The organism is Streptococcus sp. 343_SSPC (assembly GCF_001072385.1).
Lineage (GTDB): Bacteria > Bacillota > Bacilli > Lactobacillales > Streptococcaceae > Streptococcus.
This window is the reverse complement of sequence record NZ_JVKU01000003.1, coordinates 33,730-59,656: the sequence shown is the minus strand read 5'-3', so window position 1 is coordinate 59,656 and position 25,927 is coordinate 33,730. Positions and strand designations below refer to the sequence as shown.

24 protein-coding genes and 1 tRNA gene are annotated in these 25,927 nt (G+C 39.1%); all 25 read left to right on the top strand.

Going from position 1 to position 25,927, the window contains the following annotated elements; translation table 11 throughout:
- The first annotated feature begins 17 nt into the window (after positions 1-17).
- Positions 18-998: a tagatose-bisphosphate aldolase gene (lacD, locus tag ADH27_RS00285; protein ID WP_048714816.1), complete on the top strand. Its 981-nt coding sequence runs from the start codon at positions 18-20 to the stop codon at positions 996-998.
- A 291-nt stretch (positions 999-1,289) separates the two neighbouring features.
- Positions 1,290-2,123: a PRD domain-containing protein gene (locus tag ADH27_RS00280; RefSeq protein ID WP_048714814.1), complete on the top strand. Its 834-nt coding sequence runs from the start codon at positions 1,290-1,292 to the stop codon at positions 2,121-2,123.
- A 42-nt stretch (positions 2,124-2,165) separates the two neighbouring features.
- Entirely contained in the window at positions 2,166-2,483 is a 318-nt protein-coding gene (locus tag ADH27_RS00275; protein WP_048714813.1) for a PTS lactose/cellobiose transporter subunit IIA, read from the top strand.
- The gene (locus ADH27_RS00270; RefSeq protein WP_048714811.1) at positions 2,483-4,186 is read left to right on the top strand and encodes a lactose-specific PTS transporter subunit EIIC; all 1,704 of its coding nucleotides are present in this window, start codon (positions 2,483-2,485) and stop codon (positions 4,184-4,186) included. Before ADH27_RS00275 ends, ADH27_RS00270 begins: the two co-directional genes overlap by 1 nt.
- Before the next feature lie 87 nt (positions 4,187-4,273).
- Positions 4,274-5,680 carry a 6-phospho-beta-galactosidase gene (gene lacG / locus ADH27_RS00265; protein WP_048714810.1) on the top strand — a complete coding sequence of 469 codons (1,407 nt, stop codon included), beginning with the start codon at positions 4,274-4,276 and terminating at the stop codon, positions 5,678-5,680.
- Positions 5,681-5,862: 182 nt separating this feature from the next.
- Positions 5,863-8,223 carry an SNF2-related protein gene (locus tag ADH27_RS00260; RefSeq protein ID WP_239681760.1) on the top strand — a complete coding sequence of 787 codons (2,361 nt, stop codon included), beginning with the start codon at positions 5,863-5,865 and terminating at the stop codon, positions 8,221-8,223.
- Entirely contained in the window at positions 8,220-9,128 is a 909-nt protein-coding gene (locus ADH27_RS10390) for a helicase-related protein (RefSeq protein ID WP_239681759.1), read from the top strand. The genes ADH27_RS00260 and ADH27_RS10390 overlap by 4 nt, the downstream gene beginning before the upstream one ends.
- Positions 9,112-9,786 carry a DUF4391 domain-containing protein gene (locus ADH27_RS00255; RefSeq protein WP_048714809.1) on the top strand — a complete coding sequence of 225 codons (675 nt, stop codon included), beginning with the start codon at positions 9,112-9,114 and terminating at the stop codon, positions 9,784-9,786. Before ADH27_RS10390 ends, ADH27_RS00255 begins: the two co-directional genes overlap by 17 nt.
- Before the next feature lie 254 nt (positions 9,787-10,040).
- Entirely contained in the window at positions 10,041-11,744 is a 1,704-nt protein-coding gene (locus tag ADH27_RS00250; protein WP_048714818.1) for a site-specific DNA-methyltransferase, read from the top strand.
- A gap of 3 nt (positions 11,745-11,747) precedes the next feature.
- Positions 11,748-12,140 carry a hypothetical protein gene (locus tag ADH27_RS00245; protein ID WP_048714806.1) on the top strand — a complete coding sequence of 131 codons (393 nt, stop codon included), beginning with the start codon at positions 11,748-11,750 and terminating at the stop codon, positions 12,138-12,140.
- Between the two features lie 8 nt (positions 12,141-12,148).
- Positions 12,149-12,652 carry a TIR domain-containing protein gene (locus tag ADH27_RS00240; RefSeq protein ID WP_048714804.1) on the top strand — a complete coding sequence of 168 codons (504 nt, stop codon included), beginning with the start codon at positions 12,149-12,151 and terminating at the stop codon, positions 12,650-12,652.
- A 138-nt stretch (positions 12,653-12,790) separates the two neighbouring features.
- Positions 12,791-15,865 carry a type III restriction-modification system endonuclease gene (locus ADH27_RS00235; protein WP_048714802.1) on the top strand — a complete coding sequence of 1,025 codons (3,075 nt, stop codon included), beginning with the start codon at positions 12,791-12,793 and terminating at the stop codon, positions 15,863-15,865.
- Positions 15,866-15,953: 88 nt separating this feature from the next.
- Positions 15,954-16,892, top strand: a complete 939-nt coding sequence (locus tag ADH27_RS00230) for an alpha/beta fold hydrolase (protein ID WP_048714801.1) — start codon at positions 15,954-15,956, stop codon at positions 16,890-16,892.
- A 359-nt stretch (positions 16,893-17,251) separates the two neighbouring features.
- A complete protein-coding gene (locus tag ADH27_RS00225; protein ID WP_048714799.1) occupies positions 17,252-18,244 on the top strand; it encodes an ABC transporter ATP-binding protein in 993 nt (330 codons plus the stop codon).
- 1 nt (position 18,245) lies between these two features.
- Entirely contained in the window at positions 18,246-19,064 is an 819-nt protein-coding gene (locus ADH27_RS00220) for an ABC transporter permease (RefSeq protein ID WP_048714797.1), read from the top strand.
- A gap of 1 nt (position 19,065) precedes the next feature.
- Complete coding sequence (locus ADH27_RS00215; protein WP_048714795.1) at positions 19,066-19,851, top strand: ABC transporter permease; 786 nt, start codon at positions 19,066-19,068, stop codon at positions 19,849-19,851.
- A 38-nt stretch (positions 19,852-19,889) separates the two neighbouring features.
- Entirely contained in the window at positions 19,890-20,351 is a 462-nt protein-coding gene (locus tag ADH27_RS00210) for a GNAT family N-acetyltransferase (protein WP_048714794.1), read from the top strand.
- Positions 20,352-20,397: 46 nt separating this feature from the next.
- Positions 20,398-20,470 (top strand) — tRNA-Thr (locus ADH27_RS00205).
- A 328-nt stretch (positions 20,471-20,798) separates the two neighbouring features.
- Positions 20,799-21,110, top strand: a complete 312-nt coding sequence (locus tag ADH27_RS00200; protein WP_048714792.1) for a hypothetical protein — start codon at positions 20,799-20,801, stop codon at positions 21,108-21,110.
- A 177-nt stretch (positions 21,111-21,287) separates the two neighbouring features.
- Entirely contained in the window at positions 21,288-21,734 is a 447-nt protein-coding gene (locus ADH27_RS00195) for a LytTR family DNA-binding domain-containing protein (protein WP_048714790.1), read from the top strand.
- Positions 21,735-21,738: 4 nt separating this feature from the next.
- On the top strand, positions 21,739-22,434 hold the full coding sequence (locus tag ADH27_RS00190) for a LiaF transmembrane domain-containing protein (protein ID WP_048714788.1): 696 nt from the start codon (positions 21,739-21,741) through the stop codon (positions 22,432-22,434).
- Positions 22,435-22,552: 118 nt separating this feature from the next.
- Positions 22,553-22,741, top strand: a complete 189-nt coding sequence (gene rpmB, locus ADH27_RS00185; RefSeq protein WP_001140948.1) for a 50S ribosomal protein L28 — start codon at positions 22,553-22,555, stop codon at positions 22,739-22,741.
- Positions 22,742-23,065: 324 nt separating this feature from the next.
- Positions 23,066-23,431, top strand: coding sequence for an Asp23/Gls24 family envelope stress response protein (locus ADH27_RS00180; RefSeq protein WP_006594986.1), 366 nt, complete (start codon positions 23,066-23,068; stop codon positions 23,429-23,431).
- 2 nt (positions 23,432-23,433) lie between these two features.
- Positions 23,434-25,098: a DAK2 domain-containing protein gene (locus tag ADH27_RS00175; RefSeq protein ID WP_048714785.1), complete on the top strand. Its 1,665-nt coding sequence runs from the start codon at positions 23,434-23,436 to the stop codon at positions 25,096-25,098.
- Between the two features lie 161 nt (positions 25,099-25,259).
- Positions 25,260-25,829: an SP0191 family lipoprotein gene (locus ADH27_RS00170; protein ID WP_048714783.1), complete on the top strand. Its 570-nt coding sequence runs from the start codon at positions 25,260-25,262 to the stop codon at positions 25,827-25,829.
- The last annotated feature ends 98 nt before the right edge of the window (positions 25,830-25,927 follow it).

Genomic DNA, 25,927 nt, shown 5'->3' with positions numbered 1-25,927 from the left:
TGTAAAAGAGGTATAAGATGGTATTAACAGAACAAAAACGCAACTATTTAGAAAAATTGAGCACCAAAGAGGGTGTGATCTCAGCCTTGGCCTTTGACCAACGTGGTGCCTTGAAACGCCTCATGGCTCAATATCAAGACACAGAACCAACAGTAGCTCAAATGGAAGAATTGAAGGTCTTGGTGGCTGAAGAATTGACACCATTCGCATCTTCTATGCTCTTGGACCCTGAGTATGGCCTTCCAGCGACTAAGGTCTTGGATGCAGAAGCAGGTCTCTTGTTGGCTTATGAAAAAACAGGCTACGACACTTCTAGCACCAAGCGTTTGCCAGACTGCCTCAACCTTTGGTCAGCTAAACGCATCAAAGAACAGGGTGCAGATGCAGTGAAATTCTTGCTCTACTATGATGTGGATAGTGCAGAAGAACTCAACCAAGAAAAACAAGCTTACATCGAACGCATCGGTTCAGAATGTGCTGCAGAAGAAATTCCATTCTTCCTTGAAATCTTGGCTTATGATGAAAAAATCGCGGATGCCGGATCTGTAGAATATGCGAAAGTAAAACCTCGCAAGGTCATCGAAGCTATGAAAGTCTTCTCAGACCCACGCTTTAACATCGATGTCTTGAAGGTAGAAGTTCCAGTCAATGTTAAATACGTTGAAGGTTTTGGCGATGGTGAAATCGTTCATAGCCGTGAAGAAGCGGCAGCCTTCTTTAAAGAACAAGAAGAAGCAACCAACCTTCCATACATCTACTTGAGTGCAGGTGTTTCTGCCAAACTCTTCCAAGAAACCCTTGTCTTTGCCCATGAAGCAGGCGCGAACTTCAATGGAGTCCTCTGTGGCCGAGCAACTTGGGCTGGATCTGTAGAAGCCTACATCAAGAATGGCGAAGCAGCAGCTCGTGAATGGCTCCGTACCGAAGGTCGTCGCAACATTGAAGAGCTTAACGAAGTCTTAGACCAAGTCGCAACTTCTTGGAAAGAGCGTATTTAACAGTGTAGACCACTCCTTTAACGATGGGCGTTCGAATTTCCTTGAAGAGCCCAGAGAAGACAGCTATAAACAGCTATTTGTTAGGAAAAAACAAAAAAGTTAAAAAGTTGTTAAGAAAGGGTTTACAAAAACAAAAGCGTGTGCTATACTTAATCCATAAGTGAATACAAGGTGAGTGTTAGTAAGTTAGATTACGCATGATCACAGATGAATTAGGGAAGACTCTCTCTAATCTCATTTGTGATCATTTTTTATACCTCAAACCTTGAATAAACTAGTAAGGAGAGTACCATGTATCGGATTTTAAATCCACTCAATCACAATGTTGCTCTGGTGAGAAATGACAAAGGGGAAGAACTGATTGTCATTGGAAAAGGAATTGTTTTTGGGAAAAAGAAGGGTGACCTAGTTCCAAAAGAAAAGGTAGAAAAACTCTTTCGGATGAAAACAGAGGAATCCAGAGAGAACTTTATGACCCTGCTAAAAGACGTTCCTTTAGACTTCATCACAGTGACCTACGAGATGATTGATTACTTGAGCAAAAAGTATCACTACCCTGTTCAAGAATATATCTATGTGACCTTGACCGACCACATGTTTTGCTCTTACCAGGCAGTGACTCAAGGTAGGTATAAGGAAAGTAATCTTTTGGATATCTCAGAAAACTATCCAGTGGCTTTTGAGATTGCTAAAGAGGCAGTTGATATTTATCGGGATAAGCTCACGACTAGCTTCCCCGAAGATGAGGTTACTCGCATTGCGTATCACTTCATCAACGCAGAAGGTGAAAATGAAGTAGAAGTCGTAGATTCCATGGACCAACGCAAAGAAATCTTAAAAGGCGTGGAAGAGGTTCTGAATAGTTATTCAATCAAACGGACTGAAGCCAACAACAATTTTTATGATCGGTTCATGATTCATCTCAACTACTTCTTGGATTACCTAGATCGCAATCGCAATGATAATCAATCGCTTTTAGATATGGAGGAACATATCAAAAGTTCTTATCCATTAGCTTTTGAGATTGGTTCCAAGATTTATGATGTAATTTCTAGGGAGACCGGGGTTGACTTGTACAAGAGTGAACGGGTCTATCTGGTCTTACACATTCAACGCTTATTGTAACAACTTTTAAATATTAAGAAATTCAAATTGGAGGAATTGGTCATGACCAAAGAAGAAATGACATTACTAGGTTTCGAAATCGTTGCGTATGCAGGGGATGCTCGCTCTAAACTCTTGGAAGCCCTTAAGGCGGCTGAAAAGGGTGAATTCGCTCAGGCTGAAAGCTTGGTAGAAGAAGCAGGAAGCTGTATCGCAGAGGCTCACAAATCTCAAACAACTATGCTAGCGCAAGAAGCAGCAGGAGAAGACCTCCCCTACAGCATTACCATGATGCATGGGCAGGACCACTTAATGACAACAATCCTATTAAAAGATGTGATTCATCATCTCATTGAACTATACAAAAGAGGAGTAAAATAATGCATAAATTAATTGAATTGATTGAGAAAGGAAAACCTTTCTTCGAGAAGATTTCTCGTAATAAATATTTGCGTGCCATCCGTGATGGGTTTATCGCAGGGATGCCAGTCATCTTATTCTCATCTATCTTTATCTTGATTGCCTATGTTCCAAATGCGTGGGGCTTCCATTGGTCAAAAGAAATTGAGAATTTCTTGATGACACCTTATAGCTATTCGATGGGAATTCTGGCTTTCTTCGTAGGTGGAACCACAGCCAAAGCTTTGACAGATTCTGTCAACCGTGATTTACCTGCAACAAACCAGATCAACTTCTTGTCAACCATGTTGGCATCTATGGTTGGTTTCCTTCTAATGGCAGCTGAACCTGCTAAGGAAGGTGGTTTTCTGACTGCTTTCATGGGAACAAAAGGTCTTTTGACAGCCTTTATCGCAGCCTTTGTCACTGTTAATGTTTATAAGGTCTGCGTGAAAAATAATGTGACTATTCGCATGCCAGACGAAGTTCCACCAAATATCTCTCAAGTATTTAAAGACTTGATCCCATTCACTGTATCTGTTGTTCTCCTTTATGGACTTGAATTGATTGTGAAGGGAAGTCTGGGTGTAACAGTAGCTGAATCTATTGGTACTCTCCTTGCACCTCTCTTCTCAGCAGCAGATGGCTATCTTGGAATCACGCTTATTTTTGGTGCGTATGCTTTCTTCTGGTTTGTGGGAATCCACGGCCCTTCTATCGTAGAGCCTGCGATTGCAGCGATCACTTACGCAAATATCGATGCCAACTTGGCTCTGTCTCAAGCTGGTCAACATGCAGATAAGGTTATTACTTCTGGTACTCAAATGTTTATCGTTACCATGGGTGGAACTGGAGCAACCTTGATTGTTCCCTTCCTATTCATGTGGTTGTGTAAATCAGAACGGAACCGTGCAATCGGACGTGCTTCTGTTGTTCCTACATTCTTCGGTGTAAACGAACCAATCTTGTTTGGTGCACCTATCGTATTGAATCCGATCTTCTTTATTCCATTCATTTTTGCACCAATTGCCAACGTTTGGATCTTCAAATTCTTTGTTGATACCTTGGGAATGAACTCCTTCACGGCTAACCTTCCATGGGTTACTCCTGGACCTTTGGGGATTGTCCTTGGTACAAACTTCCAAGTTCTCTCCTTCATCCTTGCAGCTCTTCTAGTAGTAGTAGACGTGGTTATTTACTACCCATTTGTGAAGGTTTACGATGAGCAAATTCTTGAAGAAGAGCGCTCTGGTAAAGCAAATGATGATTTGAAAGAAAAAGTCGCTGCAAACTTTAACACTGCTAAAGCAGACGCTATTCTTGAAAAAGCAGGTGTTGAAGATGCACCAGCTGAAAATACCATTACTGAAGAAACAAACGTCCTCGTTCTTTGTGCGGGTGGAGGAACAAGTGGTCTTCTTGCCAATGCTTTGAATAAAGCCGCAGAAGAGTATAAAGTTCCAGTTAAAGCGGCAGCCGGTGGCTACGGTGCTCACCGTGAAATGTTGCCAGAATTTGACCTTGTTATCTTGGCGCCTCAGGTTGCTTCCAACTTCGAAGACATGAAGGCTGAAACAGATAAATTGGGTATCAAATTGGCGAAGACAGAAGGTGCTCAGTACATTAAATTGACACGCGATGGACAAGGTGCTCTAGCCTTTGTTCAAGCGCAGTTTGAAGAATAAGAACTAAAAAGTGAGATGGAGATGGATGGCTCACTAGCTCCTCTCCTCTCACTTTTCATTTGATCCAAATAAGAAATAGGTGAAAAAATGACAAAAACACTTCCTAAAGATTTTATATTTGGTGGTGCCACAGCTGCCTACCAGGCAGAAGGAGCTACTCATACAGACGGCAAAGGTCCTGTTGCTTGGGACAAATACTTAGCTGATAATTATTGGTATACAGCAGAACCTGCTAGTGATTTCTACCATAAGTATCCAGTAGATCTTCAATTAGCTGAAGAATACGGTGTCAATGGTATTCGGATTTCCATTGCTTGGTCACGTATTTTCCCAACTGGTTATGGTGAAGTAAATCCGAAAGGGGTAGAATTCTATCATAAGTTATTTGCAGAATGTCATGAACGCCATGTAGAACCTTTCGTTACTCTTCATCACTTTGATACTCCTGAAGCTCTTCACTCAAATGGAGACTTCTTAAATCGTGAAAATATCGAACACTTCGTAGATTATGCTGCCTTCTGTTTTGAAGAATTCCCAGAAGTCAACTATTGGACAACCTTTAATGAAATTGGCCCAATCGGTGATGGTCAATACTTAGTAGGAAAATTCCCTCCAGGGATTCAGTATGACCTTGCCAAAGTTTTCCAATCACACCACAATATGATGGTTTCGCATGCCCGAGCTGTGAAATTGTATAAAGACAAAGGGTATGAAGGTGAAATTGGAGTTGTGCACGCTCTTCCAACTAAGTATCCGTTGGATCCAGAAAATCCAGCAGACGTTCGGGCGGCTGAATTGGAAGATATCATCCATAACAAGTTTATTCTAGATGCAACCTACCTTGGACACTATTCCGATAAAACCATGGAAGGCGTAAACCACATCCTTTCAGTTAATGGTGGTGAGTTGGATCTTCGAGACGAAGACTTTGTGGCACTTGAAGCAGCTAAAGACCTGAATGACTTCCTTGGAATTAACTACTACATGAGTGATTGGATGGAAGCATTTGATGGTGAAACTGAAATCATCCATAACGGTAAAGGGGAAAAAGGAAGCTCTAAGTACCAAATTAAAGGTGTTGGTCGTCGTGTAGCTCCTGACTATGTACCTCGCACTGACTGGGACTGGATCATTTATCCTCAAGGGCTATATGATCAGATCATGCGTGTGAAGGCGGATTATCCAAACTATAAGAAAATCTACATCACCGAAAACGGGCTGGGATACAAAGATGAGTTTGTGGACAATACGGTTTATGACGATGGCCGGATTGATTATGTGAAACAACACTTGGAAGTATTGTCTGATGCGATTGCGGATGGAGCCAATGTCAAAGGTTACTTCATCTGGTCCCTCATGGATGTCTTCTCTTGGTCTAATGGTTACGAAAAACGCTATGGTCTCTTCTATGTAGACTTTGAAACGCAAGAACGCTATCCAAAGAAATCGGCTCATTGGTACAAGAAAGTAGCAGAAAGCCAAGTGATTGAATAAAGAAATAAACATGTAAGAAGGCTTATCCGTAAGGGTAGGTCTTTTTTTGTTCTCTTATTTGGAAAAGTGTTTATTGTAAACAAAACAATTTACTCATTTCTAGTAATAATTTTTAGTTTGAAGGGCCAATATAGTTTTTACATGATATAATTAAATTGTTGAGTTAATATTAGGAGATTATGATGGAAATTGATAATCGGAGTATTCGTCTAGGAGATGAATTAAAGAAAGAAATAAAGCCTGGAAGCAAGGTGAAGATTGCTGCTGCAACTTTTTCGATGTTTGCCTTTCAACAGTTAAAGGAAGAACTTGAAACGATCGAGGAGTTGAAATTTATCTTTACAAATCCAACCTTTGTGACTGATGAGACGAGAGTTGGATATCGTGAATATACGATCCCTAAAAAAGAACGAGAGCAGTCTATTTTTGGTGGACGTTATGAGCTGAAGTTAATGAATGAATTAACTCAAAAAGCGATCGCTAGAGAATGTGCTGAATGGATTAGGAAAAAGGCTCGTTTTAAATCTATCAACATTGAAACCGATGAGATGCCAAATGGTATGCGGATAGAAACGGATGATGATACTGTTGCTGTGGATCGCCTTAAAAACTTTGATCGAAAGGAATTGGGCTATGATTCTTCTTTGTTCAAAACGACACGGAATATCTACCATGCTCCATTGAGTTTATCCTATCTAGATGAATTTGAAAGTTTCTGGCAAAATGATGAGTATTTTCGGGATGTGACAGAAGAGTTCTTGGAAACTCTCAATTTAGCTCATAAAGAACATTCCCCTGAATTTCTCTACTATGTCATGCTCTATAACCTCTTTAGTGAATTTCTTGAGGATATCAATGATGATTATACCCCAAATGAACAGGTAGGCTATAAAAATACCAAGTTGTGGAATCTTCTTTACGATTTCCAACAAGATGCAGTAAAATCAATCATTTCAAAACTTGAAAAGTATAACGGCTGTATCTTAGCAGATTCGGTGGGGTTAGGAAAAACTTTTACAGCTTTAGCGGTTATGACTTACTATGCCTATCGTGGAAAACGGATTTTGGTCTTGTGTCCGAAAAAGTTAGAAAATAACTGGAACATGTACCGACATGACTATGTCAATAATCCTATCTATGATCGACATCTCATTTATGATGTTTTATATCATACAGATTTAAGTCGAGATAAAGGGACTTCGAATGGTATTGACCTTGCCTTAAATAAATGGGAGAATTATGACTTAGTGGTTATTGATGAGTCTCATAATTTCCGTAATGGTGGATCCAGTGAAAGTGATCAAGCGGAGGGACGTGAAAATCGTTACAGCCGATTAATGAATCGAATTATCAAATCGGGTGTTCCTACTAAGGTACTGATGTTATCAGCTACTCCAGTTAATAATCGATTTAATGATCTAAAAAATCAAATCGCTTTAGCCTATGAAGGGGATGTAGAGCAGATAGATGGAAAATTAGATACACAGTCGTCCATTAATGATATTTTTCGGAATGCCCAGTTAGCCTATAATAAATGGGCAGACTTACCAGCTGAAGAGCGAACGACAGATAAACTATTATCGACCTTAGACTTTGATTTCTTTAAAGTTCTGGATAGTGTGACGATTGCTCGTAGTCGTAAACACATCCGAGAATTTTATGATCGAAAAGTGATTGGAGATTTTCCAGAACGTCTGAAACCAAGAAACTTTGAACCTGATTTGACAGTGTCGGATCTAGATGTGACCTATAAAAAGTTATACCAGTTGTTAGATCAGTTACAGTTAACCATTTACCAACCTTCACTTTATATCTATCCCTCAAAGCGTGAGAAATACGAAATAACATTGGCAGGGAATAAAGCCAACCTTACTCAACTGGGTCGTGAGTCGGGGATGAAAAAGCTGATGATGATCAATCTGCTTAAACGCTTAGAAAGTTCTGTTGCAGCTTTTCGTTATACCTTGATCGATGTCGTTAAATCGTATGTAGATGAGACTTTAAAAGCTATTTCAACATATGAGGAAACTGGTTTAGATGCTTTATCTGGAGTGCCTGTCTTAAATGAAGATGATTTCGATATAGAAGATAGCAACTTGGATGTCTTTATCGGGAAGAAGAATAGAATTGCTTTGAAAGATATGGATTATCGCACTTGGAAATTAGAGTTAGAGAAAGATCAAGCAATTTTGCTGGAATTAGAAGAACTGATCGATCAAATCACTCCTGTCGAAGATAAAAAATTGCAAGCACTTTATCAGCTGATTGACGAAAAAATGACTCATCCAATCAATGAAGGCAACAAAAAACTCATTATCTTTTCTGCCTTTGCGACGACCACTAATTATCTCTATAAACATATTAGCCAATATGTACTAGATAAATACGGACTTCATACAGCACAAATTTCTGGTACAAAAGGATTTGAAACAACGCTAAAAACGAACCATCGAGACCTCAATTCACTTTTGACGTATTTTCACCACAATCAAAAGATAGGAATCTCCTATTTCCAGATGATCAAAGAGAGATTGATGTTTTGATTGCAACAGATGTCATCTCTGAAGGACAAAACCTGCAGGACGCTGACATGATGGTCAATTATGATATCCATTGGAATCCTGTTCGGATCATTCAACGCTTTGGCCGCGTGGATCGAATTGGTAGCAAAAATAAGTTTATTCAGCTTGTAAACTTTTGGCCAAATATCGAGTTAGATGAATACATCGATCTTAAATCTCGTGTTGAATCACGTATGAAAATATCTGTTCTCACATCTACAGCAGATGATAATGTTCTTTCTAGTGAAGAGATAGAAGACAATAACTACCGTAAGAAACAACTAGAGCGTCTTAGAAATGAAGTTGTCGACTTAGAAGAGATGAGTGAAGGGATTTCCATTATGGATCTAGGATTGGAAGACTATCGAATGGATCTTCTGAAGTATCTCGAAAGCCATCCTGAATTGGAAAAAGTACCAAAAGGACTGCAAGCTATCTTGTCAGTTGAGAATAAGGAAGCAGAAGGAGCAATCTTTGTTTTAAAAAATAAAGACGAACTTAGAGGTAAGAATCAGAAGAATCAACTTCATCCATATTATATTCTCTATGTAAATAGTGCAGGTGAATTAGTAGTTTCTCCGGAAGAGAGCAAAAAGATTTTGGATCTATTGGGAAGTCTATGCCGTGGCAAGACGCAACCATTGCAATCTCTAGTGAATCAGTATAACCGTCAAACAAAAGACGGGAAAGAGATGTCTGGATATTCCAAGCTACTACAACAGGCTATTGAGCAACTGATGGAACAAGAACAACTGTCTACTATGGATGCACTCTTCAATTTTGGAATGGTTAATTTGATGAATACCAGTATTGAGGGGATGGATGACTTTGAACTGATTTGTTTCTTTGCCCTGCTAAAAGGAGAGAGTTATGATACAGTTTCCTGATTATACTTGTTTGCCAACTCCTCATGTGCTCTACAGACCCCATAAGAAGGGCAATCGTGATTTCTTTGATAACCTAGCTCTGACAAAACAGGAAAAGCAAGAACTACGAGATCAGATTCAACTCATTCAAATCACCCATCAAATAGACTCGCAAACGACAAATATTCCTGAGGGAAATACCGTTAAGCAGATCATGGTCTTAGAAATTCACCTCAATCAGCAAGAGTTCACTACCAGTTTGCTAGAAAAACTAGATGAACGACTTGGTCTTTATACAGTCTTTGTTTTTAAATTTTCTTCAGAAAAGGATGAACTCTTGATTCATTACAAGGAAGCTCTGCCACAAGAAAAAGATGGAAGACATTTCAAAATTGTCCGTCGTTTCCGTACACAAGAGGATTGCCAGATCCAATTTGAAGGCAATGACTTAGACCAAGTCTATGAAATGCTGATTAAAGAAACAGGGAAAGACCAGCTTCAAAGTAAGTTGGGAGATAACTTGAAAGAGTCGGTTGAGCTGACGGAACAACTAGAAAAACTGGAGAAGCAAGCTCAACGTCTTAAGAAACAAATGTATACAGAAAAATCGATGAGAAAGCAGATGGAAGTAAAGAAAGACTACCAGGCAGTTCTTAAACAGATTCAAGAATTAAAATAGGGATTACTTGTATACCATAGACAAGTATACAGAAACCATTATAAGAAAGGTTACATATGACTACAGAACAATACAAAGGCGAACATACCGGCCTCGATCTTTTAAAAGTAGGCTCCAAAGATGTTTTCACAGATAATATTTCAAAAATTGGTCAACTCTTTCCAGAAGTCTTAACAGAAAAAAGAGATGAACACGGAAGACTTCGCCCTGCAATTGACTTTGAGAAGCTAAAACAGTTTTTATCAGAAGAAATTGTGGATGGGCGAGAGTCCTATGAATTTACCTGGGTTGGAAAGCGCGAAGCCATCGCAGAAGCTGGACGACCAACGACTAAAACCTTGCGACCAGACCTTGATGAGAGTGTTGTCTTTGATAAGAGTGAAAATATTTTCATAACTGGGGATAACCTAGAAGTCTTGAAAATCTTACAAGAGTCCTACCTAGGAAAAATCGATATGATCTATATCGATCCACCCTATAATACAGGGAAAGACTTTGTATACTCTGATAAGTTCCAAAAAACAGATGAAGAGTTGAAAGAAGAAATGGAGCTCTTGGATGAAGAAGGACGCCAGGTTGTCGGTCTCACTAAAAATGAAAAGAGTTCGGCTCGTTACCACTCAGACTGGCTCAATATGATGTATCCACGTCTCCGTCTAGCGCGCAATCTCCTCAAGGATTCGGGTGTCATCTTTATCTCTATCGACGATAATGAACAAGCGAACCTAAAAGTCATGTGTGACGAGATATTTGGGGAGGAGAACTTTTTAGCTAATATTGTTTGGGAGAAAGTGCATACTCGTAAAAACTCAGCTAAATATTTTTCAACGAGCCATGAGCATATAATAGCAATTGCTAAGCATAAGGAAAATTGGGATAGAGTATTATTACCTCGAGAGGGAGAGAGTGCATATAAAAATCCTGATAATCATCCAAAAGGTCCATGGAAACTGGATCCAATTACAGCTCATAATCAGTACAATGCTGACTATAAGATTACCAAGCCAAATGGTATCGTTTTATCAAGACCAAAAGATAGATACTGGGCTTTTAGTGAAGAAACAATAAAGGAAAAAATAGCAAATAATGAGATATACTGGGGAGATGGTGATAGTTATCCAATGATAAAGAGGTTTCTATCAGACGCACAGGATGGTTTAGTTCCAACTACAATCTTTAGCAGAAAATTTGCAGGAGATACATCATCTTCTAAGAAACAATTAGATGAGCTAATGGATAACAAGGGGATATTCGATTATTCAAAACCGGCTTTATTAATTAAACGATTGTTGCAAATTTCTACTAGAGAACATTCGTTAATTCTAGATTTCTTCGGTGGCTCTGGAACCACAGCTGACGCAGTCGTGCAACTGAATGCGGAAGATGGGGGAAATCGTAAGTTTATCTTGTGTACTTTAGATGAGGAAGTAGCTGATAAGTCTGCTGCCAAAGAAGCGGGCTATGAAACCATTGACCAAATTTCACGTGAGCGGATTCGTCGTGTTGCTGCTAAGATTCAGGAAGAACACCCAGAGTTGGTTGGCAAGCAGGACTTTGGATTTAAGGCTTACAAACTAGACTCTTCTAATTTTAAAGATGTTTCTGCTCGACCAGATCAGTTTATCCAAGGGGAGCTTTTTGATAGTGTATCCAATATCAAAGAAAATCGTACTGGACTTGATTTGCTCTTCCAAGTTATGTTGACATGGGGGATGGAATTGTCCTTAGCGATTGATTTGAAGAAAGTAGCAGGAACAGAAGTCTTTGATGTAGATCAGGGTTCCCTTATGGCCTGCTTTGAAGATGATATATCGGAAGAAGTCATCCGACACATTGCTCAAGCACAACCACTCCGTGCGGTTTTCCGTGATAGCTCATTTGCCAATTCAGCAGATAAAATAAATGTTAGTGAAATCTTCAAAGAATTATCACCTAATACGAAAGTGAAGGTAGTGTAGGATATGAGTGAACACAAAGTAAAACATTTAGAGATGATACAAGCTATCATTGAACGGATGGGTAAGAATTCTTTTGTCGTTAAAGGATGGTCGTTCACTTCCATAGGTGCCTTATTTGCATTTTGGTTTAGTAATACTAGCATGTGGTATATACTTCTTTTAATTTTGTTTGTAACTATATTGTTTTGGTTTCATGATGCTTATTACTTGCTATTAGAACGACAATATAGACGTTTATACGATGAAGTAAGATTAAGTGATAAAGAAACAGATTTTAGAATGACTCCAAAAAGAGAAGAGGGAGATCTTCTGATAACACTTTTTCGTCCAATTTTAAAGTATACCTATGGTTTAATAGTTATTTCTACATTGATTCTTATAGTTGTTGTTAGATAAGTGAGGAAATTATGAAAAGACAAGTATTTTTTAGCTTCCATTATAGCAATGATAACTGGCGAGCATCTCAAGTTAGAAATATGGGTATAGTATCAGGTGATTCTACTTTTTCTGATAATGATTGGGAAGAAGTAAAATTAAAATCTGATGCAATGATAAAATTATGGATAGATAGTCAAATGGCAAAGCGTTCATGTGTGGTTGTTTTGATTGGTGAAAAAACTGCTGGACGTAAATGGATCAACTATGAAATTGAAAAAGCGATTGAGTTGAATAAAGGAATCGTAGGAATATATATTCATAATTTAAAGGATAGATTTGGAAACCAAAGTAATCAGGGAAGAAATCCATTTGATGATTTTGCATTATCTCGAACTGGCAAATCGTTATCAAGTTATGTCCGTTGCTATAATTCTCCATTCTCTACTTCAAAGTATGTTTATGAAGATATTCAAAGTAAAATGGAAGAATTAATAGAGTACGCTATTGCACATAAACCATCTACATGGTAGCTAAGATTATTAGTAATAAACTAAATAGGAAATATCAAAGGGATATATTAATTAAGATTCATGATATTTGAAATAATTTAATTAAGTGATTGTACTTTATAATTACTGGAAAAAGATAAGAATTGAAGAAAATAAATTATGAAACTACAATTTAAAGAACAACAATTTCAATTGGATGCGGTTAGTGCTATTGCAGATTTATTTCAAGGCCAGACCAAACAAACTGGAATCAAATATATGGCTGATCCAGGTCGTCAAAAGTCAGATGAGGTGGATTTGGTATTGGATGCCTATCGAAATGCTCCGATTCAATTGGACCAGGAAGCTATTCGAAGAAATGTTCATGCCGTACAAACTCGTTTTGGATTACGACCTTCTGAAAGCCTTTCGGTCGATATGGTTGCAGGTCGTTCAGCCTACAATTTCTCTATAGAAATGGAGACAGGGACGGGGAAAACCTATACCTATATCCGTACTATTATGGAGTTAAATAAACGCTATGGCTGGCTCAAGTTTGTCATTGTTGTTCCAAGTGTCGCCATACGTGAGGGAGTTCTTAAGTCTTTAGAAATCATGAAAACTCATTTTCAGGATGAGTATGGGAAACAGCCGAGATATTTTGTTTATGATTCTTCACGTTTAGGAGATTTGGATAGTTTTGCTAACTCATCGGACCTCCAAATCATGGTCATCAACTCCCAAGCTTTTAATGCCAAAGGGAAAGATGCCAGACGGATCCATGCAGAGCAGGAAAGTTTTCGCTGGCGTCGTCCAATTGACGTATTAGCAGCCATGAACCCAATCATGATTATTGACGAGCCCCAGTCTGTTGAAGGCAAGCAGACCAAAGAACGACTAAAAGACTTTAAGCCTCTCTTTACTCTTCGCTACTCAGCTACTCATAAAGAAAAGCATGATATGGTTTATCGATTGGATGCAATGGATGCCTATAATCAAAAATTGGTTAAGAAGATTGCGGTGAAGGCTATCGAACAAGCTGGAGCTACTGGGACGCAAGGATATCTGTATTTACAAGAAATTCTTCCTCAGAAATCCGGTTCTCCAAAAGCTAAGATTGAGTTCGAGGTAAGAACTCAGTCGGGCGTGAAACGTAAAACAAGAATCGTTGAAGACCCTTTTGATCTATATGCTGAATCGGGTAATCTATCTTCTTATCAAGGCATGACGTTGAGTCAATTTAATGCAAGAGACAATAAAATCCAGGTCGGTGCGACGCAGGAATTATATGTTGGAGAGGTCATGGGTGAAGTGGATGAGTCTAGCATGCGAAGAATTCAAATTCGTGAGACCATTAAGAGTCACCTAGAGAAGGAAAGTAGACTATATAGTCGTGGAATCAAGGTGCTTTCTTTATTCTTCATTGATGAGGTTGCAAAATATAAGCAATATGATGCTCAAAATGATCCTCACAATGGGGAGTATGCTCAAATCTTTGAAGAAGAGTATGAAAGTCAAGTTAGACAGTTAATACAGAATCAAGAACCTTCTTCTTATTATCGTTATTTGGAATCTCATCTTGATGGCAATGCAGTTCATGCGGGTTACTTTTCAGTCGATAAGGTGAAGAAGTCAGATAAGACGATTTTTGTGGATTACAAATCTGCTAGTGAAAAGAAAAGCAATTCATCAAACGATAAAGATGCCTATGATTTGATCATGAAAGATAAGGAACGTTTGTTGAGTTTCGAGGAACCAGTACGCTTTCTATTCTCGCATTCAGCCTTAAAAGAAGGTTGGGATAATCCCAATGTATTTCAAATCTGTACTCTCAAGCAGTCTTCTGCAGAGACTCGGAAACGACAAGAAATTGGCCGTGGGATGCGTTTAGCAGTGGATCAAGATGGTGTACGTCAAGATTTGGAACTTTTAAAGAGTGAAGTCCATGAGATCAACAAATTGACTATCATTGCAAATGAAAGCTATGATCAATTTGCGCGTGGGCTACAAGCAGAGTTGAAAGAGTTGTTAGCTGATCGCCCTGTAAAAGTTGATGTTGCCTTATTTGAAAATAAAGTAATCGAAAACGAAGCAGGAGAAAAGATCAGGATTACTAAAGAACAAGCAGAGTCCATTCAGTATGATTTGATTAGTCAGGGTTATATTGATAAGAAAGGTCAACTGACTGCAAATTATTTTACTGCCAAGGAAAATAATCAATTGAACTTATCAGATACACTTCCGGGATATGAGAAACAAGTTGTTGAAGTCCTAGAAAGTATTTACCAACCTGGAAAATATGAGATTGAAAATGCAAACAATACAACGGTACAGTTCTCTAATGAAGTGAATAAAGAAAATATTGCTCGAAAAGAATTCTTGTCACTTTGGAATCAGATTAATCGTAAAACAGCTTATCAAGTTACTTTTGATGATACTGAGCTAATAGAGCAGTCTGTTGCTTATATTAATGAGAAGCTAGTGGTCAGTCAACCAGTGTACAATATTACCCAAGCCAGTGCAGATCAAATGACAAAAGAAGGTTTGAAACTAGATGTGGGAGAAAATGCTCGTTCTCAGGAGTATGTCGAAAATAGTCAAATTACAACTCAGTATGATTTGTTAGGAGAAGTAGCAGATCATACAGGTCTAACTCGTAAGGTAGTAGCAGAAATTTTGAGTAAGATTCAAGTTGATAAGTTTGAAAAGTTTAAACAAAACCCAGAAGAATTTATTTTAAAAATATCGAAGTTGATTAATGAGCAAAAGGCAGCTCAAATCATCAAGCATATTCAATACAATATTTTAGAAGATGAATATGGTATGGATTTATTCTATGATAATGCAGAAACTGCGAAACTTTCAGATGAACATTTACTAGAATCGAAAAAAGGTATTTATAACTTTGTAAAGGTTGATTCAGATATCGAGCGTAAGTTTAAAGAATCCTTGGAACAGTATGAAGATGTTCGTGTGTATGTGAAACTACCTGGAAAATTTCGTATTTCTACACCTCTTGGTGATTACAACCCTGACTGGGCAATAGCCTTTCGTGAAGGAAGTGTGAAACATATTTACTTTGTGGCAGAGACTAAAGGATCGATGTCTAGTCTTCAGTTGAAACAATCTGAAAAAGAAAAGATAGAGTGTGCAAAAGTGCATTTTAGAGCATTAATTGAAGCTGGACTGATTAGTGATCAATATATTTATGGCGTTGTTTCTAGTTATGAAGAATTACTAGGACTCGTTAAATGATGGATAACGTTTTAATACAGCAAGGTCCCATGTGGATCTTGTTTTTTGTTTGGGAAAGGTTGCTTCTAGGGGTTAATTTTTGTACAATATGCCTATGAAAAAATTCAAACTGTGGAGCTGGATCGTTTGTGGCTTTCTCCTGCTCTTTTTAGGTGCTACATTTGTTTTTCATCAATTCAGTTTACGAAATGAAAGTAAGCTTCTCACACCCATTGGTAAACAAGTTACAGTCAATGGACATCGAATGAATGTCTCGATTACTGGAGAAGGGCCTGAAACAATCGTGTTACTTTCAGGTGCTGGCATCGCTTCCCCTATCCTAGACTTTAAGAATCTATCAGATCTTCTATCCAAAAAATACAAAGTAGTCGTCGTAGAGCGAGCGGGATATGGTTTTAGTGAAGATAGTGATCGTTCAAGAGATGTGATGGAGGTCCTTTCTGAGACCCGTCAAGCTTTGGCGCAAGCCCATGTTTCAGGTCCTTATGTGATTATTTCGCATTCTATGGCTAGTTTAGAGAGTCTTGCTTGGCAAGAGAAATATCCGAATGAAGTGAAGGCTTTGATTGGTCTGGATTGGGCCTTGCCAGCGAGTTATGAAGATTTAAAAGAACACCCAACTCTCATAACCTTAGCCTATTGGACGAGTAAGATTGGCCTGCTCCGTTATTTCCCAGAGTCCTTTTATATAAAAAATCCAACTCTGACTGAAACTGAACGACAACAATATAAATTACTAGCATATAAGCAGTTGATGTCACAAGCCATGCTTCATGAATCCCGTTTGGCAAAGGAAAATGCCAAGAAAGTTCCATCTAGCATTAATCCGAAAATTCCAGCCTTACTCCTGGTTTCTAACAGTGAAGGCACGACCTTTAGCCAATCAGAGTGGCAACGTTATGCAGAGAGATTTGCAAGCGACCAGTCTAATGTTCAAGTCGACTATATAGATGCGCCTCACGACCTCTATCATTATCAAAGCGATGCTATTGTTTCTCGTATTAAAGAATTTTTAGAGAATAATTGAGGGCTTAAAAATCCATTGAGACTGATGATAATAATTAAATGCTGAAGGATTAACAGTAGAATCGTTAATTTTCTCGATTAAAAAAATTCTTTTTCTTAACAATAAGCCTGCCCCTAAGGGCAGGTTTTTTGGTGTCTTAAGGAAACTATTTAACAGAATTTTTGATTAAAAGTTTCATTTTAAGAGAGAAATCTCTAATTTCATAATCTATAAGCAAACGCTTGCATTCCTTTTTTTATTGGATTATAATAGGTTGGTATAAAGCCTTCTGTAATAATATTGAGTAAGTGTAGAAAGTAAGGATTTAGAATATTTGTAGTCAAAAATACAATGTTGCTTCTTACGATAGGGAGATAGATATGGCAATGATAGAAGTGCAACATCTTCAGAAAAATTTTGTGAAGACAGTTAAGGAGCCGGGGTTAAAGGGAGCCTTGCGCTCCTTTATTCATCCTGAAAAGCAGACATTTGAAGCGGTCAAGGATTTAACTTTTGAAGTTCCAAAAGGGCAGATTTTAGGATTTATCGGGGCAAATGGTGCTGGGAAGTCAACCACCATCAAAATGCTGACAGGAATTTTGAAGCCCACATCTGGCTTTTGTCGGATTAACGGCAAGATTCCCCAGGATAATCGCCAAGATTATGTCAAGGATATTGGAGTCGTTTTCGGACAACGCACCCAGCTATGGTGGGATTTGGCTCTGCAAGAGACCTACACGGTCTTGAAAGAGATCTATGATGTACCGGACTCGCTTTTCCATAAGCGCATGGACTTTTTGAATGAAGTTTTGGATTTGAAGGAATTTATCAAGGATCCTGTGCGGACTCTTTCACTAGGTCAACGGATGCGGGCGGATATTGCGGCTTCCTTGCTTCACAATCCCAAAGTTCTCTTTTTAGATGAGCCGACTATTGGTTTGGATGTGTCGGTCAAGGACAACATTCGTCGGGCCATTACTCAGATTAATCAGGAGGAAGAGACAACTATTCTCTTGACTACTCATGATTTGAGTGATATTGAGCAACTCTGTGATCGGATTTTTATGATTGATAAGGGGCAAGAGATTTTTGATGGAACGGTTAGCCAGCTCAAGGAGACCTTTGGAAAGATGAAGACTCTCTCCTTTGACCTGACGCCAGGTCAAAATCATCTAGTCTCTCATTATGAGGGCTTGCCTGATATGTCCATTGATAGACAAGGAAATACTCTCAATATTGAATTCGATAGTTCCCACTACCAGTCGGCTAATATTATCAAGCAAACCTTATCTGATTTTGAAGTTCGTGATTTGAAGATGGTAGATACAGATATTGAAGATATTATCCGTCGCTTCTATCGAAAGGAGCTCTAAGATGGTCAAATTGTGGAGACGTTATAAACCCTTTATCAATGCAGGGATTCAGGAGTTGATTAGCTATCGAGTCAACTTTATTCTTTATCGGATTGGTGATGTCATGGGGGCTTTTGTCGCTTTCTATCTCTGGAAGGCTGTCTTTGACTCCTCCCAGGAGCCTTTGATTCAGGGCTTCAGTATGGCGGATATCACCCTCTACATCATCATGAGTTTTGTGACCAATCTTTTGACCAGGTCTGATAGCTCCTTTACGATTGGTGATGAGGTAAAAGATGGCTCTATTATCATGCGCTTGCTGAGACCAGTCCATTTTTCGACCTCTTATCTTTTCACCGAGCTTGGTTCCAAGTGGTTGATTTTTATCTCTGTTGGACTGCCATTTTTAAGTGTCATTGTTTTGATGAAAATCTTATCTGGTCAAGGGATTGTAGAAGTGCTGGGATTAACTGTCCTTTATCTCTTTAGCTTGACTCTGGCTTATCTGATTAACTTTTTCTTTAATATCTGTTTTGGTTTTTCAGCCTTTGTGTTTAAAAATTTATGGGGTTCCAATCTACTCAAGACTTCAATAGTGGCCTTTATGTCTGGCAGTTTGATTCCCTTGACGTTTTTTCCAAAGGTGGTTTCAGATATTCTCTCCTTCTTGCCATTTTCATACTTGATTTACACTCCGGTTATGATCATTGTTGGGAAATACGATGCCAGTCAGATTCTTCAAGCACTTTTGCTTCAGCTTTTCTGGCTTATAGTGATGGTGGGCTTGTCTCAGTTGATTTGGAAACGAGTCCAGTCATTTATCACCATTCAGGGAGGTTAGTATGAAAAAATATCAACGCATGCATCTGATTTTTATTAGACAATACATCAAGCAAATCATGGAATACAAAGTTGATTTTGTGGTTGGTGTGTTGGGAGTCTTTCTGACTCAAGGCCTAAACCTCTTGTTTCTCAATGTACTCTTTCAACACATCCCCTCGCTAGAAGGTTGGACCTTTCAAGAGATTGCCTTTATCTATGGATTTTCCTTAATTCCAAAGGGATTAGATCACCTCTTTTTTGACAATCTCTGGGCACTAGGTCAACGCTTAGTTCGAAAAGGGGAGTTTGACAAGTATCTGACTCGTCCTATCAATCCTCTCTTTCACATCCTCGTTGAGACCTTTCAGATTGATGCCTTGGGTGAGCTATTGGTAGGTGGCATTCTATTGGGAACAACAGTGACTAGCATTGCTTGGACTCTTCCCAAATTCCTGCTTTTCCTAGTTTGTATTCCTTTTGCGACCTTGATTTATACTTCCTTGAAAATTGCTACAGCTAGCATCGCTTTTTGGACCAAGCAGTCAGGTGCCATGATTTACATTTTCTATATGTTTAATGATTTTGCCAAGTACCCGATTTCCATTTACAATTCGCTCCTTCGTTGGTTAATTAGCTTTATTGTACCTTTCGCCTTTACGGCCTACTATCCTGCCAGCTATTTCTTGCAGGGCAAGGATGGACTCTTTAATATTGGTGGTTTGCTTCTGATTTCTATTATCTTCTTTTGCATCTCTCTGAAACTCTGGGATAGGGGATTAGATGCATACGAAAGTGCAGGTTCGTAAGAGCTAAAGTAAGACTAAAATCAAGAAAGGAACTTATGATGCTTGTTATTAAAGAAGTTAAGGATGAAAAGCAAAAAATGGCAGTTGTCGCTGAGGTTTTAAAGGATTTGCCAGAATGGTTTGGAATACCAGAAAGCACGCAAGCCTACATTGAAGGAGCTAAGGATTTACGAGTTTGGGCTGCTTATCAAGAAAGTGATGTAGTAGGGTTTATAAGCTTATCATATTCGAGTGAAGATTGTGCAGAGATTGATTGTCTAGGCGTGAAAAAATCATTCCAAGGTCAAGGAATTGGAAGGGAATTAATTACGACTATAGAAAGAGAAGCAGTCAAACAAGTGGACTACCTACAGGTCAAAACAGTCGCAGAAGGTTCAAATAAAGATTATGACCGAACAAATGTCTTTTATCGCAGTCTTGGTTTTAAAAAATTAGAGATTTTTCCTCAACTATGGGATCTTAAAAATCCTTGTCAGATTTTGATTAAAAAGATCAACTAAAATCCCTTGACATCCGTTCTTAGAGTGCTATACTATAGGGGTAATCGCCGAATTAGCTCAGTTGGTAGAGCAACGCACTCGTAACGCGTAGGTCACAGGTTCGATCCCTGCATTCGGCATCAAATGATACAAGAAAAAGCCTATTGTGACGGGCTTTTTTTGATGTCGAATCACTTTTTGTACCAAAATTTGTACCAAATGATTATAAAAATTTTCAAACTCATCTTTGGTTTTCTCGATTGACATAGACTTTAATTGTTTTATGAAGGAGAGGGCCTATCCCCTAAATATGAATAGTTCATCTGGCTCATTCATGTTCATATGACCAGATAGTCCGATAATTTGACCACTTATCCAGATTTCCTTGTCACACTTGCCTCTATTTGTTATAGTAGGTTTATCAAAAGAAGCCAGTCTTCTGATAACATTACAAAAAGAGGTAGTATCATGAAAAAATTAATTGGGTTTGGATTTATCCTTGCAGCTATTGCCGTCATCACCTTTAGTATGATTGGATATCCGAAAATAGATGCCAATCTTTGGCCCTTGGTTCCAGTTGTCTTGTTTGCTTTCTTTACTCTTGAAAATGCACTTAAGAAAGACTACAAGTCCAGCTTGATTTGTGCCATCATTGGTTTCATCATTGCCAATGCCATCTATGACCTTCTTCCGATTTCAAATGGGGTCGTGATTACTGCGGGTGTCTTGGCTTGTCTTGGTCTCGGTTTTCTCTTTCCAGACGCACCAAAAGAAAAATAATGCTTCCAATTTTATTAGTTCCAGGGGCTTGGTATGAAGAGATTTCTTTAGACCAAGTCCTTTTTAGCTGTCTGAAAGAACCACTTAGGGGCTGAAAAGAACCACTTACCGAAAAGGTCTTGTAAGATTTCGAACACCTGTTATAATGTTACTAACAAAGGTTAAGAAAGGAGTCCTATGAAAGTTCGTATCGAATTAGATCCGCAGATGGATGAGCCAGAAATGATCATTCGGGCTCCTCGATTGACGGAAGATGTCGCCCGCTTGCAACAGTTGATCTTGGAGCAAAAAATGACGCCCTTGACCTTTTACAAGGATCGAAGCGAGTACTTTGTAGATGTCTCAGAAATTCTCTTCTTTGAGACAGATGGTGAAAAGATCTATGGACATACAAAAGAAGAGGCTTATGAGGTCCGTCAAAAACTCTACGAATTGGAAGAGCTCTTGCCGATTGCTTTCTGTCGCATCTCCAAGTCGACCATCGTCAATACCAAGCAGATTTATTCCATCGAAAAATCTTTTTCGGGAACCAGTACAGTAAACTTTTATCAAACCCATAAGCAGGTACACGTGTCCCGACACTATTATCAACTCTTAAAAGAACGGTTAAAGGAAATGAGGTAACAAAATGAAAAATAAACTAATTGGGATTTTCTTAATCCTCCTAGCAGCTTTGGTGCTCTTACAAGGCTATTTTGTAAAATGGGAGATCAGTATCTGGACGCTGGCTTGGGTTGTCTTGCTCGCAGTCCTTTCCCTCTCTAGTTTCTTGAAGCGCCACTTTGGTTGGGGCTTCCTATATGGGATTTTGGGCCTTTTCTCCCTTAACGGCCAATACCATTTTCTTCCAGTATCCAATTCAGTGGTCATCTTTTCTTCTATTTTAGCGGTGATCGGTCTCAATATTCTCTTCAAGCCTTCCAAAAAAGCAAAAGCGACTTGGAACTCCTACTCAGCAGGAACATCTTCTCAAACTGCTGGCAATGACATCGATGTTTCCTTCTCTACAGTGACCAAGTATTTGAATGACCAGAATTTTACGGGTGGGAGTGCGGATGTGAGTTTGGGAGAAGCTTCTATCTATTTTGACAATTGCCGGATCGAAGGGCCGTCAGCCCAGTTTGCGGTGGATGTCTCCCTTGGAAGTTTGAGTCTCTATGTCCCGAGTGACTGGCGGGTTCATGTCAATGTAGAAAGTTCTCTGTCAGCTATCCAACACCAGGAAAATCCTAGCAATTTAACCAGCAAAGACTTTTACATTGTCGGAGAGGTCTCACTGGGGAACCTAGAAATCATCTATGTAGGTGAGAATTCCTTTTCATAAGCCGATCTAAGAAAAACTTATTCAAAGGTCTTGCCAAGAGAAAGTTTTTTTGGTAATATAGTACGGTATGTGGTGCTAGCACATCCGTAATATTAGATCTAATAGGAGGCAAAACAGAATGGCTAAAGTATGTTATTTTACTGGTCGTAAGACTGTATCAGGAAACAACCGTTCACACGCGATGAACCAAACCAAACGTGCCGTAAAACCAAACCTTCAAAAAGTAACTGTCCTTATCGATGGTAAACCTAAAAAAGTTTGGGCTTCAGCTCGTGCATTGAAATCTGGTAAAGTAGAACGCGTTTAATAAAGAAAGAAGGCTGGGCATAAAGTGTCCAGCCTTCGCTTTTTGATAGGAATAGTAGTATGACGCAGTGGTTGATTGGAACTACTCATGTTTGAAACATTCGTACTTCCTAATCAACTGCGCGGGGGTGGGAAAATTGAAAAGGTTTGGGGAACCTTTTCAACTTTTTTTATTTTACAGAGTTCTTTCCCACTCCCTTTTCTTTTTCTTCATTTTTCCTCTTTTTGGACATTTGTATCAACCGATAGGAGAAAGGTGTATCCCTTTTACACGCGCCCTCTTTTATGGTAAAATAGAATATAAAATACTTTTGAGGTAGAAATTATGACAGTAAAAATCAATACAAAAGATGGTCAAATTGAATTGACCGATGATGTCATCGCAACTGTTGTAGGCGGTGCAGCCACTGAAATTTTTGGAGTGGTTGGGATGGCCAGCAAAAACGCGATTAAAGATAATTTCCAAGCTCTCTTAGGTAAGGAAAACTACTCTAAGGGTGTCGTTGTGAAAACAGCGGAAGCAGGAAGTATTGCGGTTGATGTTTACACTGTTTTGAGCTATGGTACAAAGATTAGCGAAGTCTCAAAAAATATTCAAGAGCGTGTCAAATTCAGTTTAGAAAATCAACTTGGAATCACAACGGATACAGTCAACGTCTATATCCAAAACATTAAAATTGTGGGAGAATAATCGTGTCTAAAATTACAACTAGTTTATTTCAAGAAATGGTCCAAGCAGGGGCTACTCGCTTAAATAAACAAGCCGAGTATGTCAATTCATTGAACGTTTTTCCTGTACCAGATGGTGATACTGGAACCAACATGGGGATGACCATTGAAAATGGTGCAAAAGAAGTAGCCGATCGCTCTGCTTCAACTGTTGGTGAAGCAGCAAATATCTTTGCGAAGGGGCTTTTGATGGGAGCGCGTGGAAACTCAGGAGTTATTACTTCTCAGTTGTTCCGCGGATTTTCTCAAAGCGTCAAAGACAAGGATGAATTGGATGGGGCAGCTCTTGCGGCAGCCTTCCAAGCAGGGGTTGAAGTAGCCTATAAAGCGGTTATGAAGCCTGTTGAAGGGACCATTTTGACCGTTTCTCGCGGTGCTGCCATCGGTGCCAAGAAAAAAGTAGAATCAACCAATGATGCAGTAGAAGTCATGCGTGCAGCCCTTGAAGGAGCTAAAACAGCCCTTGCCAAAACACCAGATATGCTTCCAGTATTGAAGGAAGTCGGTGTGGTGGACTCTGGTGGTCAAGGTTTAGTCTTCATCTATGAAGGGTTCCTATCAGCTTTGACAGGAGAATTCATCGCTTCTGAAGAATTTGTTGCGACTCCAGCAACCATGTCAGAAATGATCAACGCAGAGCACCACAAGTCCGTAGCGGGCCATGTGGCAACTGAAGATATCACCTTTGGTTACTGTACAGAAATCATGGTCGCTTTGAAGCAAGGTCCAACCTATGTCAAAGACTTTGACTACGACGAATTCCGTAACTATTTGAACAATCTTGGGGATTCTCTATTAGTCGTCAACGATGATGAAATCGTCAAAGTCCATGTCCATACTGAAGATCCAGGTCTTGTTATGCAAGAAGGATTGAAATATGGTAGCTTGGTCAAAGTAAAAGTTGACAACATGCGCAACCAGCACGAAGCACAAGTTGAAAAAGAAGAACGTCAAGCGAAACCAGCTGAAGCAAAAGAATATGCGATTATTGCAGTCGTTGCGGGTGACGGTTTAGCGGATATCTTCAAAGCGCAAGGAGTGGATTACATCATCTCTGGTGGTCAAACTATGAACCCTTCAACAGAAGACTTTGTCAAAGCTGTTGAAGGGTTGAATGCGCGCAACATCATTATCTTGCCAAACAACAAGAACATCTTGATGGCGGCTCAATCTGCAGCAGAAGTCATTGAGCAACCAGCAGCAGTCGTAGAGACGAAGACCATCCCTCAAGGATTGACCAGTCTTCTTGCCTTTGATGAGAGCAAGTCGATCGAAGAAAACTACGAACGCATGAGCGCTTCATTGGAAGATGTTGTTTCAGGTAGTGTGACGACAGCCGTTCGTGATACCACTATTGATGGTCTTGAAATCCATGAAAACGACAATCTTGGAATGGTTGATGGTAAGATCGTCGTTTCCAATCCAGATATGATGGAAACCTTGACAGCAACCTTTGACAAGATGTTGGACGAAGATAGTGAAATTGTCACGATTTATATCGGTGAAGATGGTAAAGAAGAAGTAGCCAATGACTTGGCTCAAAACTTGATGGCTAAATATGAGGACGTCGAAGTCGAAATTCATCAAGGAAATCAACCAGTTTACCCATATTTGTTTAGCGTTGAATAATCAAAAAATTTCAAAAATAGCAGGAAAAAGAGCCAAAAAATGATTTTTTGGCCCTTTTTTTGATAAAAAAAGCTTTATGAAAGCGATTAGATAGGTGTTTTTAGACAATTTTTATTTGATATGTTATACTTTAGAAAAATAGAAATAGGAGAAAAAAGCAAATGAAAAAGGTAATCTGCTTTTTAGGAGCTTTGCTTTTGGTGATGACAGGGTGTACTACTAAGTCCCAGTCCACAGAAACATCAAAAAGCTCAACCACTACTTCGATAGAAAAAAGTGAAACTGTTACCAGTGAGGCAAAGGAAGAAACCAAGGTTCTCACTGCAGAAATCAATGGCAATCAACATCGCTACACCATCACGACAAAAGGTGATAAGGTTCAGAAATTAAAGTTAGATGTTTTATCGGCCCTACCAGAAAAAATTGCCACTAACTCAGCTAATCTAAGTCCTGAAGAAATGACAAAAATTATCAATGAAGGTTTGCAGTCAGATTCAGAATACAAGGCTCTGAAAGACACAGCTGGCTTCAGTATCGAATATAAGGTCACTCCAGAGAAAAAATTAGCCTCAACAGTCTCTGTTGATATGGAAACCATTGATTGGGACAAGGTTAAAGATTTATCTTACTTTAAAGATCTTGGTATCGGTGACCTGAAAGACATCAAGGCATCGACCGTTTTCACAGGATTAAAACTCCATGGTTTCAAAGAAGAAACCCCAGCACCATAGGCTCGGACTCTTGTCCGGCCTTTTTTTATTTTCCATGACATTTGTCATGTGAGCCAGTGACAAAATCATCTAGTGGGCAGTTATTCCTTTTGCTATAA

Bases quoted from the DNA above. Each gene is read 5' to 3' on its own strand.
- lacD (WP_048714816.1), top strand. From the start codon at position 18: ATGGTATTAACAGAACAAAAACGCAACTATTTAGAAAAATTGAGCACC.
- ADH27_RS00280 (WP_048714814.1), top strand. From the start codon at position 1,290: ATGTATCGGATTTTAAATCCACTCAATCACAATGTTGCTCTGGTGAGA.
- ADH27_RS00275 (WP_048714813.1), top strand. From the start codon at position 2,166: ATGACCAAAGAAGAAATGACATTACTAGGTTTCGAAATCGTTGCGTAT.
- ADH27_RS00270 (WP_048714811.1), top strand. From the start codon at position 2,483: ATGCATAAATTAATTGAATTGATTGAGAAAGGAAAACCTTTCTTCGAG.
- lacG (WP_048714810.1), top strand. From the start codon at position 4,274: ATGACAAAAACACTTCCTAAAGATTTTATATTTGGTGGTGCCACAGCT.
- ADH27_RS00260 (WP_239681760.1), top strand. From the start codon at position 5,863: ATGGAAATTGATAATCGGAGTATTCGTCTAGGAGATGAATTAAAGAAA.
- ADH27_RS00255 (WP_048714809.1), top strand. From the start codon at position 9,112: ATGATACAGTTTCCTGATTATACTTGTTTGCCAACTCCTCATGTGCTC.
- ADH27_RS00245 (WP_048714806.1), top strand. From the start codon at position 11,748: ATGAGTGAACACAAAGTAAAACATTTAGAGATGATACAAGCTATCATT.
- ADH27_RS00235 (WP_048714802.1), top strand. From the start codon at position 12,791: ATGAAACTACAATTTAAAGAACAACAATTTCAATTGGATGCGGTTAGT.
- ADH27_RS00230 (WP_048714801.1), top strand. From the start codon at position 15,954: ATGCCTATGAAAAAATTCAAACTGTGGAGCTGGATCGTTTGTGGCTTT.
- ADH27_RS00225 (WP_048714799.1), top strand. From the start codon at position 17,252: ATGGCAATGATAGAAGTGCAACATCTTCAGAAAAATTTTGTGAAGACA.
- ADH27_RS00220 (WP_048714797.1), top strand. From the start codon at position 18,246: ATGGTCAAATTGTGGAGACGTTATAAACCCTTTATCAATGCAGGGATT.
- ADH27_RS00215 (WP_048714795.1), top strand. From the start codon at position 19,066: ATGAAAAAATATCAACGCATGCATCTGATTTTTATTAGACAATACATC.
- ADH27_RS00210 (WP_048714794.1), top strand. From the start codon at position 19,890: ATGCTTGTTATTAAAGAAGTTAAGGATGAAAAGCAAAAAATGGCAGTT.
- ADH27_RS00200 (WP_048714792.1), top strand. From the start codon at position 20,799: ATGAAAAAATTAATTGGGTTTGGATTTATCCTTGCAGCTATTGCCGTC.
- ADH27_RS00195 (WP_048714790.1), top strand. From the start codon at position 21,288: ATGAAAGTTCGTATCGAATTAGATCCGCAGATGGATGAGCCAGAAATG.
- ADH27_RS00190 (WP_048714788.1), top strand. From the start codon at position 21,739: ATGAAAAATAAACTAATTGGGATTTTCTTAATCCTCCTAGCAGCTTTG.
- rpmB (WP_001140948.1), top strand. From the start codon at position 22,553: ATGGCTAAAGTATGTTATTTTACTGGTCGTAAGACTGTATCAGGAAAC.
- ADH27_RS00180 (WP_006594986.1), top strand. From the start codon at position 23,066: ATGACAGTAAAAATCAATACAAAAGATGGTCAAATTGAATTGACCGAT.
- ADH27_RS00170 (WP_048714783.1), top strand. From the start codon at position 25,260: ATGAAAAAGGTAATCTGCTTTTTAGGAGCTTTGCTTTTGGTGATGACA.